The 18,119-nt window shown below is 71.9% G+C and carries 17 protein-coding genes and 3 pseudogenes; 10 read left to right on the top strand and 10 right to left on the bottom strand.

The window, feature by feature from the left end; translation table 11 throughout:
* Positions 1–52 precede the first annotated feature (52 nt).
* From H3H54_RS05175 to H3H54_RS05195, 5 genes and pseudogenes are all read left to right on the top strand, one after another.
* Positions 53–2,195: pseudogene (locus tag H3H54_RS05175) on the top strand (prolyl oligopeptidase family protein).
* Positions 2,192–2,833, top strand: a complete 642-nt coding sequence (locus H3H54_RS05180) for a DinB family protein (protein ID WP_262425790.1) — start codon at positions 2,192–2,194, stop codon at positions 2,831–2,833. Before H3H54_RS05175 ends, H3H54_RS05180 begins: the two are co-directional and overlap by 4 nt.
* Before the next feature lie 11 nt (positions 2,834–2,844).
* Complete coding sequence (locus H3H54_RS05185; protein ID WP_262425791.1) at positions 2,845–3,657, top strand: alpha/beta fold hydrolase; 813 nt, start codon at positions 2,845–2,847, stop codon at positions 3,655–3,657.
* A gap of 238 nt (positions 3,658–3,895) precedes the next feature.
* Positions 3,896–4,345 carry an alpha/beta fold hydrolase gene (locus tag H3H54_RS05190; RefSeq protein ID WP_262426565.1) on the top strand — a complete coding sequence of 150 codons (450 nt, stop codon included), beginning with the start codon at positions 3,896–3,898 and terminating at the stop codon, positions 4,343–4,345.
* Between the two features lie 36 nt (positions 4,346–4,381).
* Positions 4,382–5,125 (top strand): hypothetical protein, encoded by a 744-nt coding sequence (locus H3H54_RS05195; protein WP_262426566.1) that lies wholly within the window; start codon positions 4,382–4,384, stop codon positions 5,123–5,125.
* Between the two features lie 262 nt (positions 5,126–5,387).
* Here H3H54_RS05195 and H3H54_RS05200 read toward each other — a convergent pair.
* Positions 5,388–6,476: pseudogene (locus H3H54_RS05200) on the bottom strand (DUF2079 domain-containing protein); the annotation flags it as partial.
* 135 nt (positions 6,477–6,611) lie between these two features.
* Here H3H54_RS05200 and H3H54_RS05205 point away from each other — a divergent pair.
* From H3H54_RS05205 to H3H54_RS05225, 4 genes are all read left to right on the top strand, one after another.
* Positions 6,612–7,295 carry a hypothetical protein gene (locus tag H3H54_RS05205; RefSeq protein ID WP_262425792.1) on the top strand — a complete coding sequence of 228 codons (684 nt, stop codon included), beginning with the start codon at positions 6,612–6,614 and terminating at the stop codon, positions 7,293–7,295.
* A gap of 2 nt (positions 7,296–7,297) precedes the next feature.
* Positions 7,298–7,432: a hypothetical protein gene (locus H3H54_RS05210; RefSeq protein WP_262425793.1), complete on the top strand. Its 135-nt coding sequence runs from the start codon at positions 7,298–7,300 to the stop codon at positions 7,430–7,432.
* Positions 7,433–7,586: 154 nt separating this feature from the next.
* Positions 7,587–10,037, top strand: a complete 2,451-nt coding sequence (locus H3H54_RS18700; RefSeq protein WP_316249144.1) for a S8 family serine peptidase — start codon at positions 7,587–7,589, stop codon at positions 10,035–10,037.
* Positions 10,038–10,129: 92 nt separating this feature from the next.
* Positions 10,130–10,270 (top strand): hypothetical protein, encoded by a 141-nt coding sequence (locus tag H3H54_RS05225; RefSeq protein WP_262425794.1) that lies wholly within the window; start codon positions 10,130–10,132, stop codon positions 10,268–10,270.
* A 78-nt stretch (positions 10,271–10,348) separates the two neighbouring features.
* Here H3H54_RS05225 and H3H54_RS05230 read toward each other — a convergent pair whose 3' ends face one another.
* Together H3H54_RS05230 and H3H54_RS05235 are read right to left on the bottom strand one after the other, a co-directional pair.
* Positions 10,349–11,800 carry an exo-alpha-sialidase gene (locus H3H54_RS05230; RefSeq protein WP_395963726.1) on the bottom strand — a complete coding sequence of 484 codons (1,452 nt, stop codon included), beginning with the start codon at positions 11,798–11,800 and terminating at the stop codon, positions 10,349–10,351.
* Positions 11,697–12,428, bottom strand: a complete 732-nt coding sequence (locus H3H54_RS05235) for an ABC transporter permease (RefSeq protein ID WP_395963437.1) — start codon at positions 12,426–12,428, stop codon at positions 11,697–11,699. Before H3H54_RS05235 ends, H3H54_RS05230 begins: the two co-directional genes overlap by 104 nt.
* Between H3H54_RS05235 and H3H54_RS05240 the strand changes: the two are divergent.
* Positions 12,406–12,918: pseudogene (locus tag H3H54_RS05240) on the top strand (FadR/GntR family transcriptional regulator); the annotation flags it as partial. The gene H3H54_RS05235 and the pseudogene H3H54_RS05240 overlap by 23 nt on opposite strands.
* Before the next feature lie 75 nt (positions 12,919–12,993).
* On the opposite strand, the gene H3H54_RS05245 reads toward H3H54_RS05240, so the two are convergent.
* The 7 genes from H3H54_RS05245 to H3H54_RS05280 all read right to left on the bottom strand — a co-directional run bounded on the left by H3H54_RS05245 (position 12,994) and on the right by H3H54_RS05280 (position 17,813).
* Positions 12,994–13,572 (bottom strand): LURP-one-related/scramblase family protein, encoded by a 579-nt coding sequence (locus tag H3H54_RS05245; protein WP_262425795.1) that lies wholly within the window; start codon positions 13,570–13,572, stop codon positions 12,994–12,996.
* Between the two features lie 305 nt (positions 13,573–13,877).
* Positions 13,878–14,099, bottom strand: coding sequence for a hypothetical protein (locus H3H54_RS05255; protein ID WP_262425796.1), 222 nt, complete (start codon positions 14,097–14,099; stop codon positions 13,878–13,880).
* Between the two features lie 58 nt (positions 14,100–14,157).
* Positions 14,158–14,850 carry a peptide-methionine (S)-S-oxide reductase MsrA gene (gene msrA, locus H3H54_RS05260; RefSeq protein WP_262426409.1) on the bottom strand — a complete coding sequence of 231 codons (693 nt, stop codon included), beginning with the start codon at positions 14,848–14,850 and terminating at the stop codon, positions 14,158–14,160.
* Positions 14,851–14,964: 114 nt separating this feature from the next.
* Positions 14,965–15,513: a hypothetical protein gene (locus H3H54_RS05265; protein WP_262425797.1), complete on the bottom strand. Its 549-nt coding sequence runs from the start codon at positions 15,511–15,513 to the stop codon at positions 14,965–14,967.
* 10 nt (positions 15,514–15,523) lie between these two features.
* Complete coding sequence (locus H3H54_RS05270) at positions 15,524–16,357, bottom strand: DUF58 domain-containing protein (protein WP_262425798.1); 834 nt, start codon at positions 16,355–16,357, stop codon at positions 15,524–15,526.
* An 11-nt stretch (positions 16,358–16,368) separates the two neighbouring features.
* On the bottom strand, positions 16,369–16,827 hold the full coding sequence (locus H3H54_RS05275) for a hypothetical protein (RefSeq protein WP_262425799.1): 459 nt from the start codon (positions 16,825–16,827) through the stop codon (positions 16,369–16,371).
* The gene (locus H3H54_RS05280; protein ID WP_262425800.1) at positions 16,824–17,813 is read right to left on the bottom strand and encodes a MoxR family ATPase; all 990 of its coding nucleotides are present in this window, start codon (positions 17,811–17,813) and stop codon (positions 16,824–16,826) included. Before H3H54_RS05280 ends, H3H54_RS05275 begins: the two co-directional genes overlap by 4 nt.
* Positions 17,814–18,119: the final 306 nt, after the last annotated feature.

The raw sequence follows: 18,119 nt of genomic DNA on the forward strand, positions 1-18,119 counted from the left end.
TCACCGACGTCACCAACGTCACTGACCCCGCCGACCTCGACCAGGAGACCCGATGACGACCCCCGCCACGCAGCTTCCCGCTCCCGACGGCAGCACCGACCCCCACCAGTGGCTCGAAGAGGTCACCGGCGAGGACGCCCTGGCCTGGGTGCGCGAGCGCAACGCCGCGGCGGAGGCGGAGCTGGACGAGGCGCGCGATCCCCGTGCGCGAGCGGGTGCACCGCTGGCGGCGACGCTGCAGCACGACATCCGCGAGATCCTCGACGCCAAGGACCGCATACCCGGCGTGGTCAAGCGCGGCGACTTCCTCTACAACTTCTGGACAGACGCGGAGCACGAGCGCGGGCTCTGGCGCCGCACCACCTTGGACTCCTATCGCAGCGAGGATCCCGAGTGGGAGATCCTGCTGGACATCGATGCGCTCAACGAGGCCGAGGGCGAGGACTGGGTGTGGCACGGAGCCCGCCTGCTGCGCCCGCAGGAGGGTGAGCCCTACCGCCACGCCCTGATCGACCTCTCCCACGGCGGCTCGGACGCCGACGTCACCCGCGAGTTCGATCTGGAGACCCTCTCCTTCGTGCCCCCGGCCGACGGCGGGTTCGAGCGCCCGGAGGCCAAGGGCTCCCTGAGCTGGATCGACGCCGACACCGTCTGGGCCACCACCGATTTCGGCGAGGGCACCATGACCAGCTCCGGCTACGCCCGGCAGGCCCGGATCTGGCGGCGGGGCACCGAGCTGGCGCAGGCCGAGTTGGTGCACGAGGTCGCCGCCTCGGACATGGCCGTGTTCGCCGGCCACGACTCGACCCCGGGTGGGAGCGGGACTGGGTGATCGAGGCGCACGCCTTCTACGACAACACGATCCATGTAGTCGACCGCTCGCAGCAGCCACCGGCGCTGACCGCGGTCGAGGTTCCCGCGGACCTCGAGGCCAACGCGCACCGGGATCTGGGCATCTTCAGCCCCCGCAGCGACTGGGAGGTCGCGGAGGTGACCTACCCTGCCGGCTCCCTGGTGGTCGGGGACTTCGCCCGCTTCCAGGAGGGTGAGCCCGAGCTGCACATGCTGTTCGAGCCCACGGAGACCACCTCGCTCGCGGACATGACGATCACCCGCACCGCCGTGGTGCTCTCGATCCTCGAGGACGTCGTCCACCGGCTCGAGGTCCACACCCGCGACGAGCACGGACACTGGGAGCGCCGGGACCTCTACCCGGAGCTGCGCGGAGCGATCGGGGTCTCCGCCGTCGACGCCGACGAGAGCGACGAGGTGTGGGTGAGCGTCACCGACTTCATCGAGCCGACCCGGTTGCTCCTGGGTGACCTCTCCGAGGTCGCCGGCGGGGAGAGGCGGGCGAACTCGAACTGATCAAGTCCGCGCCGGCACGCTTCGACGCGGAGGGCCTCGACGTCAGCCAGCACTTCGCGACCAGCGACGACGGCACCCGCATCCCCTACTTCGAGATTTCCCGCCTGGACGCGCAGAGCGGCGAGGGCCCGCGGCCCACGCTGCTGTACGGGTACGGCGGCTTCGAGATCTCCCTGACCCCCTCCTATCTCGGTGGGATCGGGAAGGCGTGGCTCGAGCGCGGCGGCACCTACGTGCTGGCCAACATCCGCGGCGGCGGGGAGTACGGCCCGCGCTGGCATCAGGCCGCCCTCAAGGAGAACCGCCACCGCGCCTACGAGGACTTCGCCTCGGTCGCGAAGGACCTCGTGGAGCGCGGGGTCACCGACCGCGACCACCTCGCGGTGCGGGGCGGCTCCAACGGCGGGCTCCTCACCGGCAACATGGTCACCCAGTACCCCGAGCTGTTCGGCGCGGTCATCATCCAGGTCCCGCTGCTGGACATGAAGCGGTACAGCCACCTGCTGGCCGGTCACTCTTGGATGGCGGAGTATGGGGACCCGGACACCGAGGACTGGGAGTTCGTGCGCACCTTCAGCCCGTACCACCTGCTTCGGGAGGGTGTGCAGTACCCGCCCACCTTCGTGCTCACCTCCACCCGGGACGACCGGGTCCACCCCGGGCATGCACGGAAGTTCACCGCCGCGATGGAGTCGCTGGGCGCCGATGTGCGGTACTGGGAGAACATCGAGGGCGGCCACGGCGGCGCGGCCAACAACGAGCAGGCGGCGCGGATGAACGCACTGCTGTACACCTTCCTGTGGAACACGATCGGGAAGGACTCGTGAACGTGCCGGAACCGGGCCCCGCGGGGTCGGGAGGGGGCGAGGAGGTCGAAGGGCTGGACGCCCTGGTCGACCGCCTCGCCGCGGAGCAGCAGGACCTCATCGCCGCGGCGGAGGAGCAGCCTGCCGCTGATCCTGGCGCGCAGCGGCCCGCACCGGAGCTGCTGGCCGGAGAACGGGAGACCCTCGAGGGGTTCCTGGACTTCCTGCGTGCCACCGTGCTGTGGAAGACCGACGGGCTGAGCGATGAGCAGGCCTCCCGGCGGCTGGTGGGCTCCGGCACCACCGTGACCGGGATGCTCCGCCATCTGGCGGACATCGAGCGCTACTGGTTCCGTGAGGTCCTGAGCGGGGCGCCGATCGAGGACGTCCGCTACCGCTGGTCAGACGGGCACGACACCTCGGCGGAGTGGGATCTGCCGGTGGCAGCCGCGCTCGCCGAGGCGAGGGACGACTATCGCAGCGCCACCGAGCAGTCCCGCGCCCAGCTCGGCGGGCGAGAGCCCGGCGAGGAGGTGCGCGGGGGCGGCGAGGCGCGCACCGTGCGCTGGATCCTGACCCACATGATCGAGGAGACCGCCCGCCACGCAGGGCACCTCGACATCCTGGCCGAGCTCCTGGACGGCCGGACCGGAGAGTGAGGACAGTCCCGATGATCAGCACCCGCCCCCGCGGCCGTGCCTCAGAGTTCTTCGACCGCTCCGCGCAGGACGATCTGCTGCAGCTGCGCAACGACCTGATGACCGTCTACCGCGAGTTCTCCGCTGAGGATCCGCGGCTGTTCCCCCTGCGCTACGCGCGCACCGTCCCACGCCGTGCCCGCACCACCCGGTCCTCGCCCCGTCCCGACGCCGAGGGCTCCCGCCACGCAGCGGTGCCTCCGCCCCCGGATACCGCTGAGCCGCAGGTGCCGGTGCTGCTGATCCCCGACGGCCCTGCGCGGGCCTCGGTGCTGCCCTACGACGTGCTGCGACGCAGCATGGCGGGCCGCGGTTTGGACGTGCTGATGATGGAGCACCGCGGGGTGGGGCTGTCGCGGCTGGACGCCGAGGGCGAGGACCTCCCGCTCTCCGCGATGTCGCTGCGCGAGGTGATCGGTGACCTGGTGGCCGTGCTCGACCATGCCAGGGTCGAGCGGGCGGCGGTGGTGGGCAGCGGCTACGGCGCCTATCTCGCTCAGGCCCTCGCGGTCCTCCACCCCGAGCGGGTGCATTCGCTCGTGCTGGACTCCCCGCTCACCTCGGCCAGGGACGAGGCGATCGCGCAGGAGGCGCTGCGGGGTCTGTACTGGGAGGGGACGGACCCGGCCACCGCCACCACCGCCCGGACCCTGCGCCGGCTGGCAAGGGAGGGCACGGTCGACGCTCCCGGGCCGGGCCCGTGGTGCTGGCAGTCCACGAGCACGGCGGATCGGAGGCGGTGCGCGACCTCGTCGACCTGCTGGCCGTGGGGCGTGGGAATCTGACCTGGACCAGCGTGCGCCAGGTGCTGAACCAGGCATGGCTGCAGTCCACCCCGTACGTGCTCGAGCACGATCTGACCGCCCGGATCCTGCACACCGAGCTCGGTGGCGGCCACCACGCCGATGGCGGGCCGCTGGACCCCCTGCTGCTGGAGGCCGGGCAGGCCCGGGCGGTCCCGCCCTTCACGGGGAGCAGCTGGATCTGCACGAGCTGGCCCCTGCGATCACCGCGCCGACGCTGGTGCTCACCGGTTCCCAGGACCTGGTCTCGCCGCCCCGCATCGCCCGGGCGCTGGCAGAGCGCATCCCCGAGGCACAGCTGCTCGAGATCCCCGGAGCCCGGCATTCGATCCTCGACACGCGAAGCCGGATCCTGCAGGTCGCCGCACGCTGGAGCGCCTGTGGGGCCGCACACCAGCTGCCGGAGCGCGCCGCCGAGCTGGCGGCCCTCCCCGTCTCCGCGACGGATCTGGCGCTCTCCCGAGGGCTGCAGATCGCGCTCGCCGCGGAACGCTATTCCCCGTGGCGGCTGCGCCTGGAGTCGGCGCGGGCCGAGCGTGCGCGGCTCCAGCGCGAGCGGGCCCGGTCCGATCCGCGCCCGCATCGCGGACGGCTCCCCCGAGCGAACGCGCCGACCCGGTGTGAGCTCCGCCCCTCGCGCTCGCCGGGCCGCTGCGCGCCGTTATCCTGACCCGTGACGACAACGCCACGGGGCAGGGGAGCAGCAATGCGGTCAGGGTCGAACCGACGGCGCGCCACCGGCATCCGCAGCACCGGAGCCACCCCGGCCCGCCAGGGACTGCTGCGGGGCCTGGCCGTCGCCAGCATCGTCGGCGTCGGAGCGGTGACCGGTCTCGGCGCGGCGGGCATGGGACCGCTCGCCGCCCTCGCGGGAGACGCCAGCACCGGCCCCGCCGAGCAGCCCGCTGAGCCGGAGCTCGCGTCCCCCGCCCCCTCGGACGGCGGCGGCGCCCAGACGCCCACCGAATCGCCGAGCACTCCGACCCCGGCAGAGACCACCCCGGAAGAAACGCCGACGGAGACCGAGACCAGCCCGGCCGAGGACGCCGAGGGTACAGAGCCGCCCGCCACCGACCCCGCTGAAGCCGACGCGGACCGCGGTGGCACCAGCGGCGGGCAGGGCGGCTCCTCCGATAGCGAGCCCCGCGGTGGCGACAGCGGCCCCCGCGACGGCCAGGCCCCGGCGCCTGCCCCGGCTCCTGCGCCCTCGACCCCGGAGGAGACCGGCTCCACGTCGCCGCGCCCCGATCCGTCGACGGATCCCGGGTCGGAGCCGACGGACCCGGAGACGACGTCGCCGCAGCCGACGGACCCGGAGACGTCGGATCCGGAGACCCCCGAGCCGCCCGAGGGCGACTCACCGCCCCCGACCGACACCGACACAGACTCCGGACAGCAGAGCTCCGGCCAGCAGGGCCAGGATCGAGGGATGGACCAGCAGGACGGTTAGGGCTGGCACACGACGGTGAAGCCACCGCCCTCGAAGTCGGTGCGGAACTCGGCCGCCCACTGCTGCTGCGCCCAGATCGCCGGATCCTGCGGCGGATCACCTCCCAGGAGAAGGCGTAATGGTCGCTGAGCACACAGTCGGGCACCCGCTCGTTGGGGCCGTGCAGCCACTGCACGTCGTGCTCGGGGACCGCAGGGGCCATCAGGGTGATGTCCACGGCGAGCACGGAGTCGTCCGGCACCGCCTCGAGCGCCGCGGTGGCGTGCTCCGCCCGCCAGGTGGGCTCCCACCGGCTGGGACGCACCACGTCCAGCACCGGCATGGCCGAGCCGAGCAGGAGGGTCACCGCGGCGGAGGCCGCGACCGCGGTGACGCGGATCCGTCGCACCGGCAGCGGAGCATCACGCCGCCACCAGGCGGTCGCACGCCCGGTGCGGCGGTCGCCGAGGGCATCGAGCATCGCCGCCATCGCGATCGGCATCAGCACTGCGTTGTAGTGCCAGTACCAGTCCCAGTAGAACTCGACGGTGCCGGTGAAGCGCCAGGCAAGCGTGGGCAGCATCAGCGCGATCAGCGGCGAGCGGCCGCCGATCAGTCCTGCGGCCAGCAGCAGCATCAGCACGGTCAGCCACTTCATCGGCGGCCAGAACACCTCGAGCGGTGAGCCGAGGTTGTCGGTGTAGTCGTACTGCCCCGCCGTGTTCAGCAGCGGCAGGATCACGAAGGTGGACAGCACGAACCACCCGGCGCCCCAGCCCGTCAGCGCGATCCCTCCGCCCCGGTGGCTGCGGTGGCGCAGGGCGATCAGCACGCCCAGCAGTGCGACGGTGAGCCCCAGGTCCTCCTTGACGAACACCAGCGGCGCCGCCCAGAGCACGGAGGCGAGGTGACGATCGCGCAGCAGCGCCGTCAGCGACAGCGCCAGCAGCGGCACCGCGAAGGCGATCTCGTGGAACTGCACCGAGGCCGCGGCCTGCAGACCGAAGGAGAACACGTATGCCGCGCCCGCGAGGCAGCCCAGGCGCGGCCCCAGCCGGTCGATCGCCAGCCGGGTCAGCGGGATCGCGGAGAGCCCGAACAGCAGCGCCTGGACCCACAGCAGCGCCTCGCCGGAGGGCCATGCCCACCACACCGGGGCGAGCAGCACCAGGAGCGGATGGAAGTGATCGCCCAGCAGGTTCACCTCGTCACCCTTGATGGGGACGATCGGGGCGCGCAGCTCTCCGTAGGCACGCGCGAGCTGGGTGAAGATCCCCAGGTCCCAGGAGCGGGCGATGAGGTTGCGGAACTGCTGCGAGCCCAGCAGGCCGTAGGCCAGGGTCGCCGCGATCGCGAGCAGCCCGGGAACCATGCGGCGCGCGAGCCTTTCCCGGTCGTGGGTCTCCCGCGCGCCGTGGCGGGGCACGGAGGGAGCGTCGGCCGGAGTGTTCACGGTGCGAGCGTATATGCCGCGACACGAGGCCCCTCCAGGCTCTACGATTCGCCCATGACCTCGATCTCCATCGCTTCCCCGCTCCGCTCCGCCGCCGCTGCGGCCACCGTCGGCGGGCTCAACCTCATCGAACCGCGCCGGCTGGGCCCCTGGTCCCGTGCCGCCTACCGGCTCGGCATTGCGGGGATGAGCGGGCTGCTCGTCGCCGACACCACGCGTGAGGAGGATGTGATCGTCTCGCGGGGTCTGGACAGCGTGCTCGTGGGCGCGGCGACTCTCGGTCTGATGGACCTGGCCGAGCACCTCGATGGCCGGATGGTCGACGCGATGAGCCGCCGCGGCATCTCCCGGCCCCGCCTGGTCCTCGCCGCGCTCGGTGCGGCCAGCACCGTCGCGCTGTACGCCCTCGATGCGCGCCGGGCCCCGGAGGAGGCCGACGCCGAGAGCGAGGAGGAGACCGAGGAGCGCGAGCTGCCCTCCTCGGCACGGGGTCTCGTGGCCCGGCTGCTGGAGTCGGCGCCTGAGGGCACGGATCTGCCCGGTGCCTCGGCGCTGCGCGTCCAGCTGCCGCAGGCGCGTGCCCACGGACCTGCCGAGGAGACGGGGAGGTGTGGCTCTCCGTGCCCGAGACCGCCGAGCGCGCCGTGCCCCGCCAGCAGACCTGGCCGGTGCGCGGGGTCTTCGCCCAGCAGGGTCACCGCTTCCAGGTCGAGCTGCAGATCGAGGACGGACTGCTGAGCATGCTCAGCATCTTCCCCGCCGACGGGATGGGGGACGAGGAGGAGGACGCGGCGCTCGAGCACCTGACCGGTCCGGGCTTCTCGCTGCCCGAGCTGAGCGAGGTCGAGATCGTCCGCGAGACGGCGGCTCCCTGAGCGGGAACCGGGGCGCATCGAGTCCCTATTCCTGAAACCTCCACCCCGGCTGTGCTGTTCGTGATGGAATGCTGGACGCCGGTGTGCTCCGGGCTGCCCGGGCGCGACGACGCGCGGCACACCTCACCCCATCCATCCCCGGAGGAATGCGACGATGCAGTTCACCCGCCCAGATCTGCTCAGACCCCGCGGCGTGCTCGCCGCTGGCGCCGGTGCCGCCCTCGTGGCCGGCCTGCTGGTCGCCCCACCCGCGCTCGCCGACGGTGATCAGCCCGAGCTCCTCGGGACCGCCTCGGAGCTCGGCGTCGAGATCCCCACGCCGGACGACGTCCTGGACTCGGCGGAGACCGCGATCCCGGGCCGCTGGCTCGTCGAGGTCGACGGCGACCCCGTGCGCCGCGGCGGCAGCGCCTCCGCGAACTCGAAGACGCAGGACAGGGTCCATCAGCGCGCTGAGGACGCGCAGATCCCGATGGAGGTCGAGGAGACCTTCGTGGCCGGCTGGAACGGCATGTCCGTCGCGATGGATGACACAGACGTCGCCAAGCTCCGCGATGTGCAGGGCGTGCGAGCGGTGTACCCGGTGCTCGAGGTCCAGATGCCCGAGCCCGCAGATGTCTCCCCGAACGACGTCCACGGCAACGCGATGACCGGTGTCGACCAGCTGCAGCAGGTCGACGGACTGACCGGTGAGGGAGTCACCGTCGCGGTGATCGACTCCGGCATCGACTACAACAACCCCGACCTCGGCGGCTCCGGCGTCGACGACGAGCGCGCAGACTTCCCGAACGACCGCGTCGTCGGCGGGTACGACCTCGTGGGCGACGACTACGACTCCAACGCCGGGATCCCCGTCGCCCCGGACGAGTTCCCGGACGACTGCGGGGGCCACGGCACCCACGTCGCGGGGATCGTCGGGGCCGACGGCGAGGTCCTCGGCGTCGCACCCGGTGTCGACCTGCTGTCCTACCGGGTCTTCGGATGCGACGGCAGCAGCAGCACCGACGTGATCCTCGAGGCGATGGAACGAGCGCTGGAGGACGGCGCCGACGTGGTGAACATGTCGCTCGGCGCAGCCTTCGCGACCTGGCAGGACTACCCGACCGCGCAGCTCGCCGATGTGCTCACCGCCCACGGCGTCTCCCTGGTGATCTCCGCAGGCAACGAGGGCACCGCCGGGACCTTCTCGAGCGGGGCCCCCGGTGTCGCGTCCGAGGCGATCACCGTCGCCTCGGTGGACAACACCCATCTCCGTTCGCCCTACGCCGAGGCGGCGGGCGCGGAGATCGCCTACAGCGTGGCCGGCGGTGGCGCGGAAGCCCCGACCTCGGGCGAGCTCAGCCTGATCTCCGCCGGACCCGCAGGCACCGAGGCGGGGCAGGCCTGCGATCCCTCGGCAGTCCCCACGGCCTCCGGCCCCGGCGAGGCGCTGCTGGTCGAGCGCGGCGTCTGCTCCTTCCACGAGAAGGCCGCCGCCGGTCAGGCCGCGGGCTACGACGCGGTGATCCTCTACAACAACGCCCCCGGCGCCGTGAACCCGAGCGTCGAGGGCGAGCCCGCGATCACCATCCCGGTGGTCCTGGTCGATCAGGCCGACGGGCTCGCGCTGCAGGAGGCGCTCGCCGCCGCAGACGTGAGCTGGGCCTGGCAGGAGGGCACCGTGACCCTCGAGAACCCGACCGCGGGCCTGGTCTCGGAGTTCTCCTCCTACGGCCTCACCGCCGAGCTGCAGCTCAAGCCGGACGTCGCCGCACCGGGCGGCTCGATCTGGTCGACGCTCCCGCTCGAGCTGGGCGGCCAGGGCGCCAAGTCCGGCACCTCGATGGCGGCCCCTCACGTGGCCGGCGCCGCAGCGCTGATGCTGGAGACGTCCCCGGAGCTCACGCCCGGTGAGGTGAAGGCCGCGATGATGAGCAGCGCGGATCCTATGACCTGGTCGCTGTCGCCGGATGCCGGCTACCTCGAGCCGGTCCACCGCCAGGGAGCGGGACTGCTCGACATGGTCGGCGCGGTGCACGGCACCACCCGCGTCGACGAGCCCACCATCTCCCTCGGAGAGGGCGAGAACGGCCCGCAGACCGTCACCCTCACCGTCAGCAACGACTCCGCGACGGAGCAGACCTACCAGGTCGGCGTCCGCCACGGCATCGCCACCGGGCACCCGACCTACAATCCGGCCTTCTACGAGGCTGACGGCATCGCCGAGCCCGCAGCGGACACCGTGACCGTGCCCGCCGGCGGGAGCACCGAGCTCAGCGTGATCCTCGGTGAGGACTTCGGTGCGGACGGAATCATCTACGGCGGCTGGATCACCCTGACCGGCGCGGAGGACGACATCGTGGTCCCCTTCGCCGGGCTCTCCGGTGATTACCAGGCGCTCCCGGTCCTCGACGACCAGGGGATGGGCCTGCCCGCCATGGGCGTCTCCGACGGCGCGGACGGCGTGCTGCTGGCCCCCGAGGGTGAGCACACGTACACGATGCAGAACGGGGACATCCCCTACCTCGTCTACCACTTCGGCTACCCCGTGGACCGGCTCGAGATCACGGCCTACACGGTCAAGGGGGCGGGAAGGCCAGGCCGGTCAACCCCTCCGTCGGCCTGATCGATGCCGCCGATCATCTGGGGCGCTCGCCGCAGCCCGAGGTCTACGGCTGGGACGGCAGCTACGCGCTGAAGAACCAGAAGACCAAGACGGTGAAGAACGGGGAGTACATCCTCGAGATGAGGGTGCTCAAGCCCCTGGGTGATCCGGAGAACCCGGACCACTGGGAGACCTTCACCTCCCCGCAGTTCACGATCGATGACCCGAAGCCGGGCAGGCCCGGGGCCCGCTGAGCCTCGGCACCGCGGAACACGACGGAGGGCGGCGGCACCATCACGGTGCCGCCGCCCTCCGCTCGGTGTTCAGGACGATCAGCGGGACAGGATCCAGTCCATGTCCAGGCGCGCGATCATGATCGTCTCCTCCTCGCCCTCATAGGCGAGCAGGAACTCATCGCGGCCGACGGCGATGATCACGGAGTACTGGCAGGCGCCCGGCGCGAACACGCGCTTGCGCTCCCACGTCGCCCCGTCATCTGTCGAGATCTCGACAGTGCCGTTGACCCGATCGTTCGGCACGTGATCCGCGTGGGAGAACAGCAGCACCTTCGCCTTCGCGGAGCCCTGCGGCGCCTCGGGGTAGGCCCGGGAGAGCTGCGCATTGTTGCCCGGATCCACCAGCGTCGGGTCCCGGTGCAGGTTCTCCCAGGTCTCCCCGCCGTCATGGCTGAGCGCCACCCAGCGGCAGCCCGTGCGCACATGCTCGCGGGAGTTCATCATGACCGTGCCGTCGGAGAGCTCGGCGACCTTGTTCTCATCCATCTCGGTGCCCACGGGGGTGCCCATGGTCCAGGTCTCGCCGTGGTCGTCGGAGTAGACGGAGTAGGCCGAGACGTCCTCGCCGCCGGTGTCGTTGCGGAAGAAGCCGGCATACTGCTGGATCAGCCGGCCCCGGTGCTTCCCGTAGCGCAGCTGGATGCCGGCGCCGGAGGTGGCGAACGTCGCCCGGCAGTTCTCTGGCTTGACGATCTCGGTGAGGGAGCGGTGCTCCCAGGTCTCGCCCGAGTCACGGCTGATGCTGAGGTTCGCGCTCATGACCCCGCGGTCCGCGTCGTCGTTGCCGTACTCGCCGTTCCACACGCCGGTGTCCTTGGAGAACACGCAGAACAGGAAGATCGTGCCGGTCTCGACGTCCACCACGTAGGAGGGGTCGGAGTAGCCGAGCTTCTCACCGGGGACGTCGGACTCCAGGCCCTGGCGCACCTCCGTCGGCTCCTCCCAGGTGATCCCGCCGTCGCGGGAGCGCCGCTGCCAGATGGAGTTCGGGGCCGGGGAATCGCCGTGCTCGGGCCGCTTGTCGAAGGCGGCCAGCAGGTCGCCGTCGGCGGTGACGGCCAGGGCCGGGATGCGGAAGTTCTTCACACCCCAGTCGCCGGGGGCGGCGAGAACCTGCTCCTCGTAGCTGCCCTGCCGGCGGCCGTTGTCCTTGACCGGGGGCAGCGCGCCCGCGCCGGACGCTGCGGCGCTCGCCGCGCCTGCTCCGGCACCGAGAGCGGTCACGGCTGTCCGTCGCGCCGTGCGCCTCGGGAAGGAGACCCGCAGGTCCTGGACATCGAGCAGCGGCACGGAGTCGTGATCGACCGCAGCCCGCTCGGGGCGCGACAGCTCGGCGCCGCGCAGCGCGGTCAGCGAATCGACCAGCAGGCGGTGGGCGGTCTCCTCATCGGTGGCGCCGAGGAAGAAGGTCGGCCACCAGTAGCCGGACAGCAGCAGCTGCTTGCCGTCGGCCAGGATGTTGCCCCAGGAGGGGCTCGGCGGCTGCACGCCCGCGTTGATGAAGGACAGCGAGGCCTCGAGCACGATCGCGTCGGCGACCAGCACGGTCGCGAACACCATGATCGGGGCGATGCAGTTGCGGGCCACGTGCTTGACCAGGATCCACGGGGTGGAGGCGCCCATGACCTGTGAAGCCCGCCACGTAGTCCTTACCGAACTGGGAGAGCACGTTGGCGCGGATCACGCGGGCCAGCTGCGGGACGTAGAGGAAGCCGGTCGCGAAGATCAGCACCGGCAGCGAGGTGCCGAACACCGCGACGAACACGGCGGCCAGCGCGATGCCGGGGAAGGACATCACCACGTCCAGCAGGCGCATCACGATCTCGGAGAAGAACTTCGAGGCGGTGGCGGCGAAGGAGCCGATCACCGCGGCGGCGAGCAGCGCGCCGGCCGTGGCCGCGAGGCCGATCAGCAGGGAGGAGCGGGCACCGTGGGCGACGCGCGAGAAGATGTCGCGGCCGATCGCATCGGTGCCCAGCCAGTGCTCCGCGCTCGGCGGCTCCACCGGGGTGCCGGTGGTCAGGGGACTGTGCGGTGCGAGCAGAGGCGCGAAGATCGCGAGCAGGGCGAGCATCGCCAGGAAGAGCACCGCGATGCGGCTGGGCCAGGGGAGCACGCTGAAGGGGGCCAGAGGGCTGCCGCTGACCGACTGGAGTCGGGATTCGAGCTTGCTCTCCCTCGCGCCGCTGGTCGACGGCCTGCTCTTCCGCGCCCGGCTCGACGACGGCAACGACCTCCGGGCACTGCGGGAGGTGGTCGAGCTGCGGATCGCGCTGGATCACTCCGTCGCCGATCAGCTGGTGGGAATCTTCCTCGACACCACCAACCCCGAGCTCGAGGGGCTGGTCGAGCAGATGCACGAGCTGGCCTCCGCCGGGCAGCCCTTCCCCGAGGCGGACGCCGCCTTCCATACGGCGCTGTTCGCCCGCCTCAGCAACGGTCTGCTCCGGCAGCTCGCGCAGGCCTTCTGGGAGATCCACACCGTCGCCGTCCCGCTCCTCGAGCTCCCTCCGGCCGAGGACATCCTGGACACCGTCGATGCCCACCAGACCATGCTGAGCGCCCTCGAGGCCGGCGACGCCACGGCCTATCGCGCCGCAGTGATCGAGCACTACCGCCCGCTGGGTCGCGTGCTGGACGCGGCCTCCCGGGCCCGGGGGCCCCGGCCGAGACGGTCTGACTCAGCCGTTGCGCGACTTCTTCCGCCGGATCAGGTCCAGCACGATGCAGCCGCCGATGATCGCCAGGCGCAGCGGCGCCGGGACCGTCGGCTCGATCGGGAGCACGTAGCGGCTGTGGCCCAGGAATCCTCGGCTCAGGCCCGCCCACTGCCGGCCCACCCGCGCGGCGACCGTGCCCTGCATCTCGAACGTGAAGTCCAGGCCCAGCGGATCGCCCCGCAGCTCGAGCTCGGCGCCATCGGCCATGGTCATGGACACCCGGGTCGAGAAGATCGAGAAGCGGCTGGTGAGCTCGGCCAGCGGGGTGCCGTCGGGGGCGGAGAGCTCGAAGCGGTCGAAGCCGATCCCCGGAGGATCCGCGACGTGCAGGAGCGGTGTGCCATCCGCATCGGCGACGTCGAGCGAGCGGCTCCCGGCGAAGAAGCGGGTGACCCCGGAGCCGGTGGTCGAGACATGCCCGGCGACCTGCTCACCGGTGCCGTCGAGGATGTCGAAGTCGTTGGACATGAACCCGGTGATCTGCTGCATCACCAAGGTGTCGCGATCGAGGAGACGTGGCGCGGGTGCGGGAGTGTCCATCGGGACAGTGTGCCAGGACCGGGGAGCGATACGGTGGGGTCCATGACCGATGTGGACGCTCCCGCGCAGCTGGCGGCACTGGACATCTTCCTGCCCTCTCCGCCTCCCGATGCCGAGGCCCAGGAGGGCTTCCTCGACGAGGCCGCGGCACTGGCCCTGGACGGGCACCCGATCACCGTCTATCTGCAGGACGAGGACGCCTGGGCCTTCGAGGAGTGCGAGCCCGTGCGCGCACTGCTGGACTCGGCAGGGGAGTTCGCACTGCCCGTGACGCTGCTGGGCCTGGACATCGTGGTCACTGCCGTCTACCCCACCACGGAGCAGATGAAGAGGTTCGGGCTGGCCGGCGGGGAAGCCCGTGTGCAGCGGTCGGCGGCGGCCTCGGCCTGCGGGCCGACGGGCGCGGCGCCGATGCCCCGTGAAGCCGGCGGATTCGCGGCCCAGTTGATGGGCGTCGCCCCGGCCCCCGCACGGCCGGCCGGGGACCCGAGATCGGTGGGCGTCGCAACCTCATGGGCGGAGACCACGGAGACGGGCTGCCGGAGGCGGGAACCGGCGCCGCGGCCGGCTGAACGAGCCCGCTGCTCAGAGGGAGCAGGCCACCCCGTTGAAGCCGTGGTTGCAGTAGCCGCCCGGGTTCTTCGCCAGGTACTGCTGCTGCTCGGGCTCGGCCGTGTAGTACACGCCGTCTCCGGCCTCGGCCAGCGGCGCCAGCTCGGTCGTGATCGACCCACGGCCCGCCGCATCGAGAGCCTGCTGGTATCGCTCGACGGAGTCCCGCACCACCTCGCCCTGCGCCGCGGTGGTCCAGTACACCGCGCTGCGGTACTCGGTGCCCACGTCGTTGCCCTGACGGTTCGCGGTGGTCGGATCGTGCTGCTCCCAGAACTGGGTGAGCAGGGCGCGCAGCGTCTGCTCGCCGCCGCCGTAGATCACCCGCACCGCCTCGGCATGACCGGTCCGGGCGGAGAACACCTCCTCGTAGGTGGGGTGGGGCGTGAAGCCGCCCGCATAGCCCGAGGAGGTGGTGTGGACGCCCGGGAGCTCCCAGGCGATGCGCTCGATGCCCCAGAAGCAGCCGCCGGCCAGGATCAGCTCCTCGGACCCGGCGGGCCAGGGGCGCGGGTCGACCGGGGCGTCGGGGCCCAGCATGTCGGTGCCCAGCACCGCGTGCTCGCGCGCGAGCGGATAGGGGTACCGGTCCCGGCCCGGAAGCGCGTCCTCCGGCGCGACCATGTCCTTCTTGTGCGCGTACAGGAGGTCCATCATCTGCCACATGACAGCCACGGTAGTCCTGCGCGGCGGAGGAGGGCAGGGGACAGGGAGGCTTCTCACCCGGTGCCCAGGGACGCGAAGGCCTAGTGACCGGATGATCCGGTGGCCCGTGCTCGCTCAGCGCGGACGGGGCATCAGCGCGACCAGCAGGCCGATCACCGCGAGCACGCCCAGCACGATCATCCATGGGCCGAGCGTTGTCCCGGCTGCGGCGAGCACCACCACGGCGCCGACCGCCGTGAGTGCCACGACGGGAAGCAGCCCGCGCAGCACCAGACGCCAGGCCGAGAGCTCGAAACGGCCATGAGCGGGCAGAGTCGCGGCCAGTGCGAAACCCGCATGGGACAGAAGCAGCGCCAGACCCACCGCTGCTGCGCGCAGCAGGGACAGCTCGGCCTGGATGGCCAGCGCCGCGATCACCAGCAGCGGCCCCAGCACCCCGATGCCGGTATCGGGGCGGAGGGCCTGGATCAGCGTCACCGCACCTGCTGCGAGCGTGAGCAGGACCGTCATGAAGCTCGCGAAGAGCCCCTGGGGCAGGGCCCCCATCAGGGCGAGCACCATTCCTGCGATGCCCGCCAGGCGCAGCGTCCACTGCGTGCCGCTCACCTGCCGCAGGCTCAGCAGGGGTTCGGCGATCGGATCGATCAGTGTGCGCAGGGCCATCAGGACCTCCTCATCCGCGGAGCGCTCCGCGCCACGGATAGCGACAGCAGCACCGGTGCGAGCGAGGAGGGGCCCTCCCATGCGGTGACCGGGACGCCGGCCTCCTGCAGCTCGCGCACGGTGGAGCGCCGCAGCAGCCTGCGCATCGCCCACGCCTCCGGCCAGAAACGGTCCGAGGCCGTGCCGTCCTGCCGCACCGGCTTCCCCGCAGCGGGGAGATGTCACCGATGCTCGGCGGGAGGGTGTCCACTACGATCACGTCGGCCCCGTGCGAGACCAGGACACCGATCTGCGCGATCGCCTCCTTGTGCAGCAGCGGGGAGCACACCACCACCAGGGTGCCCGAGCGCACCGTCCGCAGCCGGCGCGGTAGGCGCATCGCGCTGTCGTCGCGCCCGGCGCGGGCGAGGGCGTTGGTGAGCACGCGCAGCTGTCGCGGCCCGGTGCCGGCCGGGACCGGACCGATGAGGTGCCCGAGGTCGAACAGGGAGACGCGGTCCCCGGCGGTGAGGTAGTGGCGGGCCACGGCGGCCGTTGCACGGACCGTCATGTCCAGGCTCGAGGGCGCATCGTCCCCTGCCCACGGGGCGGGGATGATGTCCGCGATCGTGTCCGTCACGATCAGGACCTCCGTGTCCTGCTCGGTGAACGTGGCGTTGGTGTGCAGGCGACCGGTGCGGCTGGTGACGCGCCAGTTGATCCGGTGCAGCCGGTCCCCGGTGCGGAACTCCCGCACCTCCGACAGCGCCGTGCCATCACCGCGGCGACGGGAGAGGTGCATGCCGCTGACCCCGATCGGGGTGGGCACCTCGACCGGTGCATCGAGCACCGACGCGGCGGGCACGGCCCGGATGGTCAGCGCCGGCAGCTCGGCCTGGGCGCGGAACGCCCCCAGCGCATCGGCGACCAGCGTGTGGACGGGGCCGACGCGAACACGCCCCCAGCGTCGGGCCCTGATGCGCAGCCGCACCGAGCCGTCGCCGGCGAGCGAGCCGTAGCGGGGGAGAAGAGCGTGTGCGGCTGCATCGGCACCGTGATCGCGGTGAGCGCGCCGGGCGCGGTGCGCAGGGTGAACGCCGTCGTGCCGCCCTCCTCGACGGTGCGCTGTCCCGGCACCGCGACCGGGGCGGGGGACCCCTCCTCGCGCCCTTCGACGATCCGCACCGTCACCGCGATCAGCGCCCAGGCGAGCAGCGGGATACCGAGCAGGACCAGCGCCGTCCTGCCCAGGAGCACTCCCAGCACGAGCGCCGTGCATCCCGCGAGCACGGCGCGCACCATGGCCGCGGTGGCCTGGGCCCGCAGCTGTCTCACGCGGAGGCGCCCGTCGGCTCCACCGCGGCGGGCACGGGGGTCTGGGAGAGCACGGACTCGACCACTCCGGCGCCGGTGGCGTTCTGGAGCCAGAGCTCGGGCTTCACGGTCACGCGATGATCGAGGGCGGGATGGGCGAGGGCCTTGATGTCCTCGGGGATCACGTAGCTGCGCCCACGGATCACGGCCAGCGCCCGCGCGCAGGTGATCAGTGCGAGGGTGCCGCGCGGGGAGGCGCCCACGAGCGAGTTCTGGTGCACCCGCGTCGCCGCGACGAGCTCGACCGCGTAGTGGCCCACCGCATCGTCGACGTGCACGTCCTCCACCACCTGCTGGACACCGCGCAGGGTCTCGGCATCGAGCACCTCGCGGACGGTCTGCTCCTCGCGGCGCCGGTCCAGGCGGCGGGAGACGACCTCCCATTCCTGCTCCGCCGTCGGATAGCCGAAGGAGAGGCGCAGCAGGAAGCGGTCCAGCTGCGCCTCGGGCAGGGGATAGGTGCCCTCGTGCTCGACCGGGTTCGCGGTGGCGAGCACATGGAAGGGATCGGGCAGGGGACGGGTGGTGCCCTCGACCGACACCTGCCGCTCCTGCATCGCCTCCAGCAGCGCCGACTGCGTCTTCGGCGGGGTGCGGTTGATCTCGTCGGCCAGCAGCAGTCCCGTGAACACGGGCCCGGGGCGGAACACGAACTCGCCGTTGCGCTGGTCGAAGACCTCAGCTCCGGTGAGATCCGCCGGCAGCAGGTCCGGGGTGAACTGGGCCCGGGTGAACTCGAGGCCGAGAGCCTGGGCGAACGACCGTGCGGCGAGAGTCTTGCCGAGCCCCGGGAGGTCCTCGAGCAGCACGTGCCCGCCGGCGAGGATCCCGGTGAGCACGAGCTCGAGGGACTCTCGTTTGCCGACCACGGCGGTCTCGACGGCATCGAGCACGGCGTGGGCGGCGGCGGTCGCCTCGGCGGAGGACATCGGGCTGGGGTGGGACATCGGGACCTCTCCTCGCCCGGAGGCGGGAACGCTGACGGACGGACGGACAGACGGACGGAGCCGCAGGACGGCGGTGGCGCAGGGCGGGGTGCTGCCCTCGGCGGGCGGCATGCACGACCCTACGTGAGGGACGGCACACAGCGCAGACGGCTCGCGCCGGGCTCGACCTGCGGACGAAGCCACATCACGGTTTGGTCAGGATCGACGGCGCCGCCGCGGGATGCGCCCCCGGTGCAGGAGGACGGGATATCCTGACCACCCGTCTCGAATCCGTCGACGTACGGGTTCTCGTGCCCGTCGTCGTGC

This window comes from Brachybacterium sp. Z12 (assembly GCF_014400405.1).
GTDB lineage: Bacteria > Actinomycetota > Actinomycetes > Actinomycetales > Dermabacteraceae > Brachybacterium.

What these genes read in the sequence shown, in the direction of transcription:
- H3H54_RS05245 (WP_262425795.1), bottom strand. Translation starts at nt 13,572, where the DNA reads ATGGACACTCCCGCACCCGCGCCACGTCTCCTCGATCGCGACACCTTG.
- H3H54_RS05185 (WP_262425791.1), top strand. Translation starts at nt 2,845, where the DNA reads ATGATCAGCACCCGCCCCCGCGGCCGTGCCTCAGAGTTCTTCGACCGC.
- H3H54_RS18700 (WP_316249144.1), top strand. Translation starts at nt 7,587, where the DNA reads ATGCAGTTCACCCGCCCAGATCTGCTCAGACCCCGCGGCGTGCTCGCC.
- H3H54_RS05195 (WP_262426566.1), top strand. Translation starts at nt 4,382, where the DNA reads ATGCGGTCAGGGTCGAACCGACGGCGCGCCACCGGCATCCGCAGCACC.
- H3H54_RS05265 (WP_262425797.1), bottom strand. Translation starts at nt 15,513, where the DNA reads ATGGCCCTGCGCACACTGATCGATCCGATCGCCGAACCCCTGCTGAGC.
- H3H54_RS05205 (WP_262425792.1), top strand. Translation starts at nt 6,612, where the DNA reads ATGACCTCGATCTCCATCGCTTCCCCGCTCCGCTCCGCCGCCGCTGCG.
- H3H54_RS05280 (WP_262425800.1), bottom strand. Translation starts at nt 17,813, where the DNA reads ATGTCCCACCCCAGCCCGATGTCCTCCGCCGAGGCGACCGCCGCCGCC.
- H3H54_RS05210 (WP_262425793.1), top strand. Translation starts at nt 7,298, where the DNA reads ATGCTCAGCATCTTCCCCGCCGACGGGATGGGGGACGAGGAGGAGGAC.
- msrA (WP_262426409.1), bottom strand. Translation starts at nt 14,850, where the DNA reads ATGTGGCAGATGATGGACCTCCTGTACGCGCACAAGAAGGACATGGTC.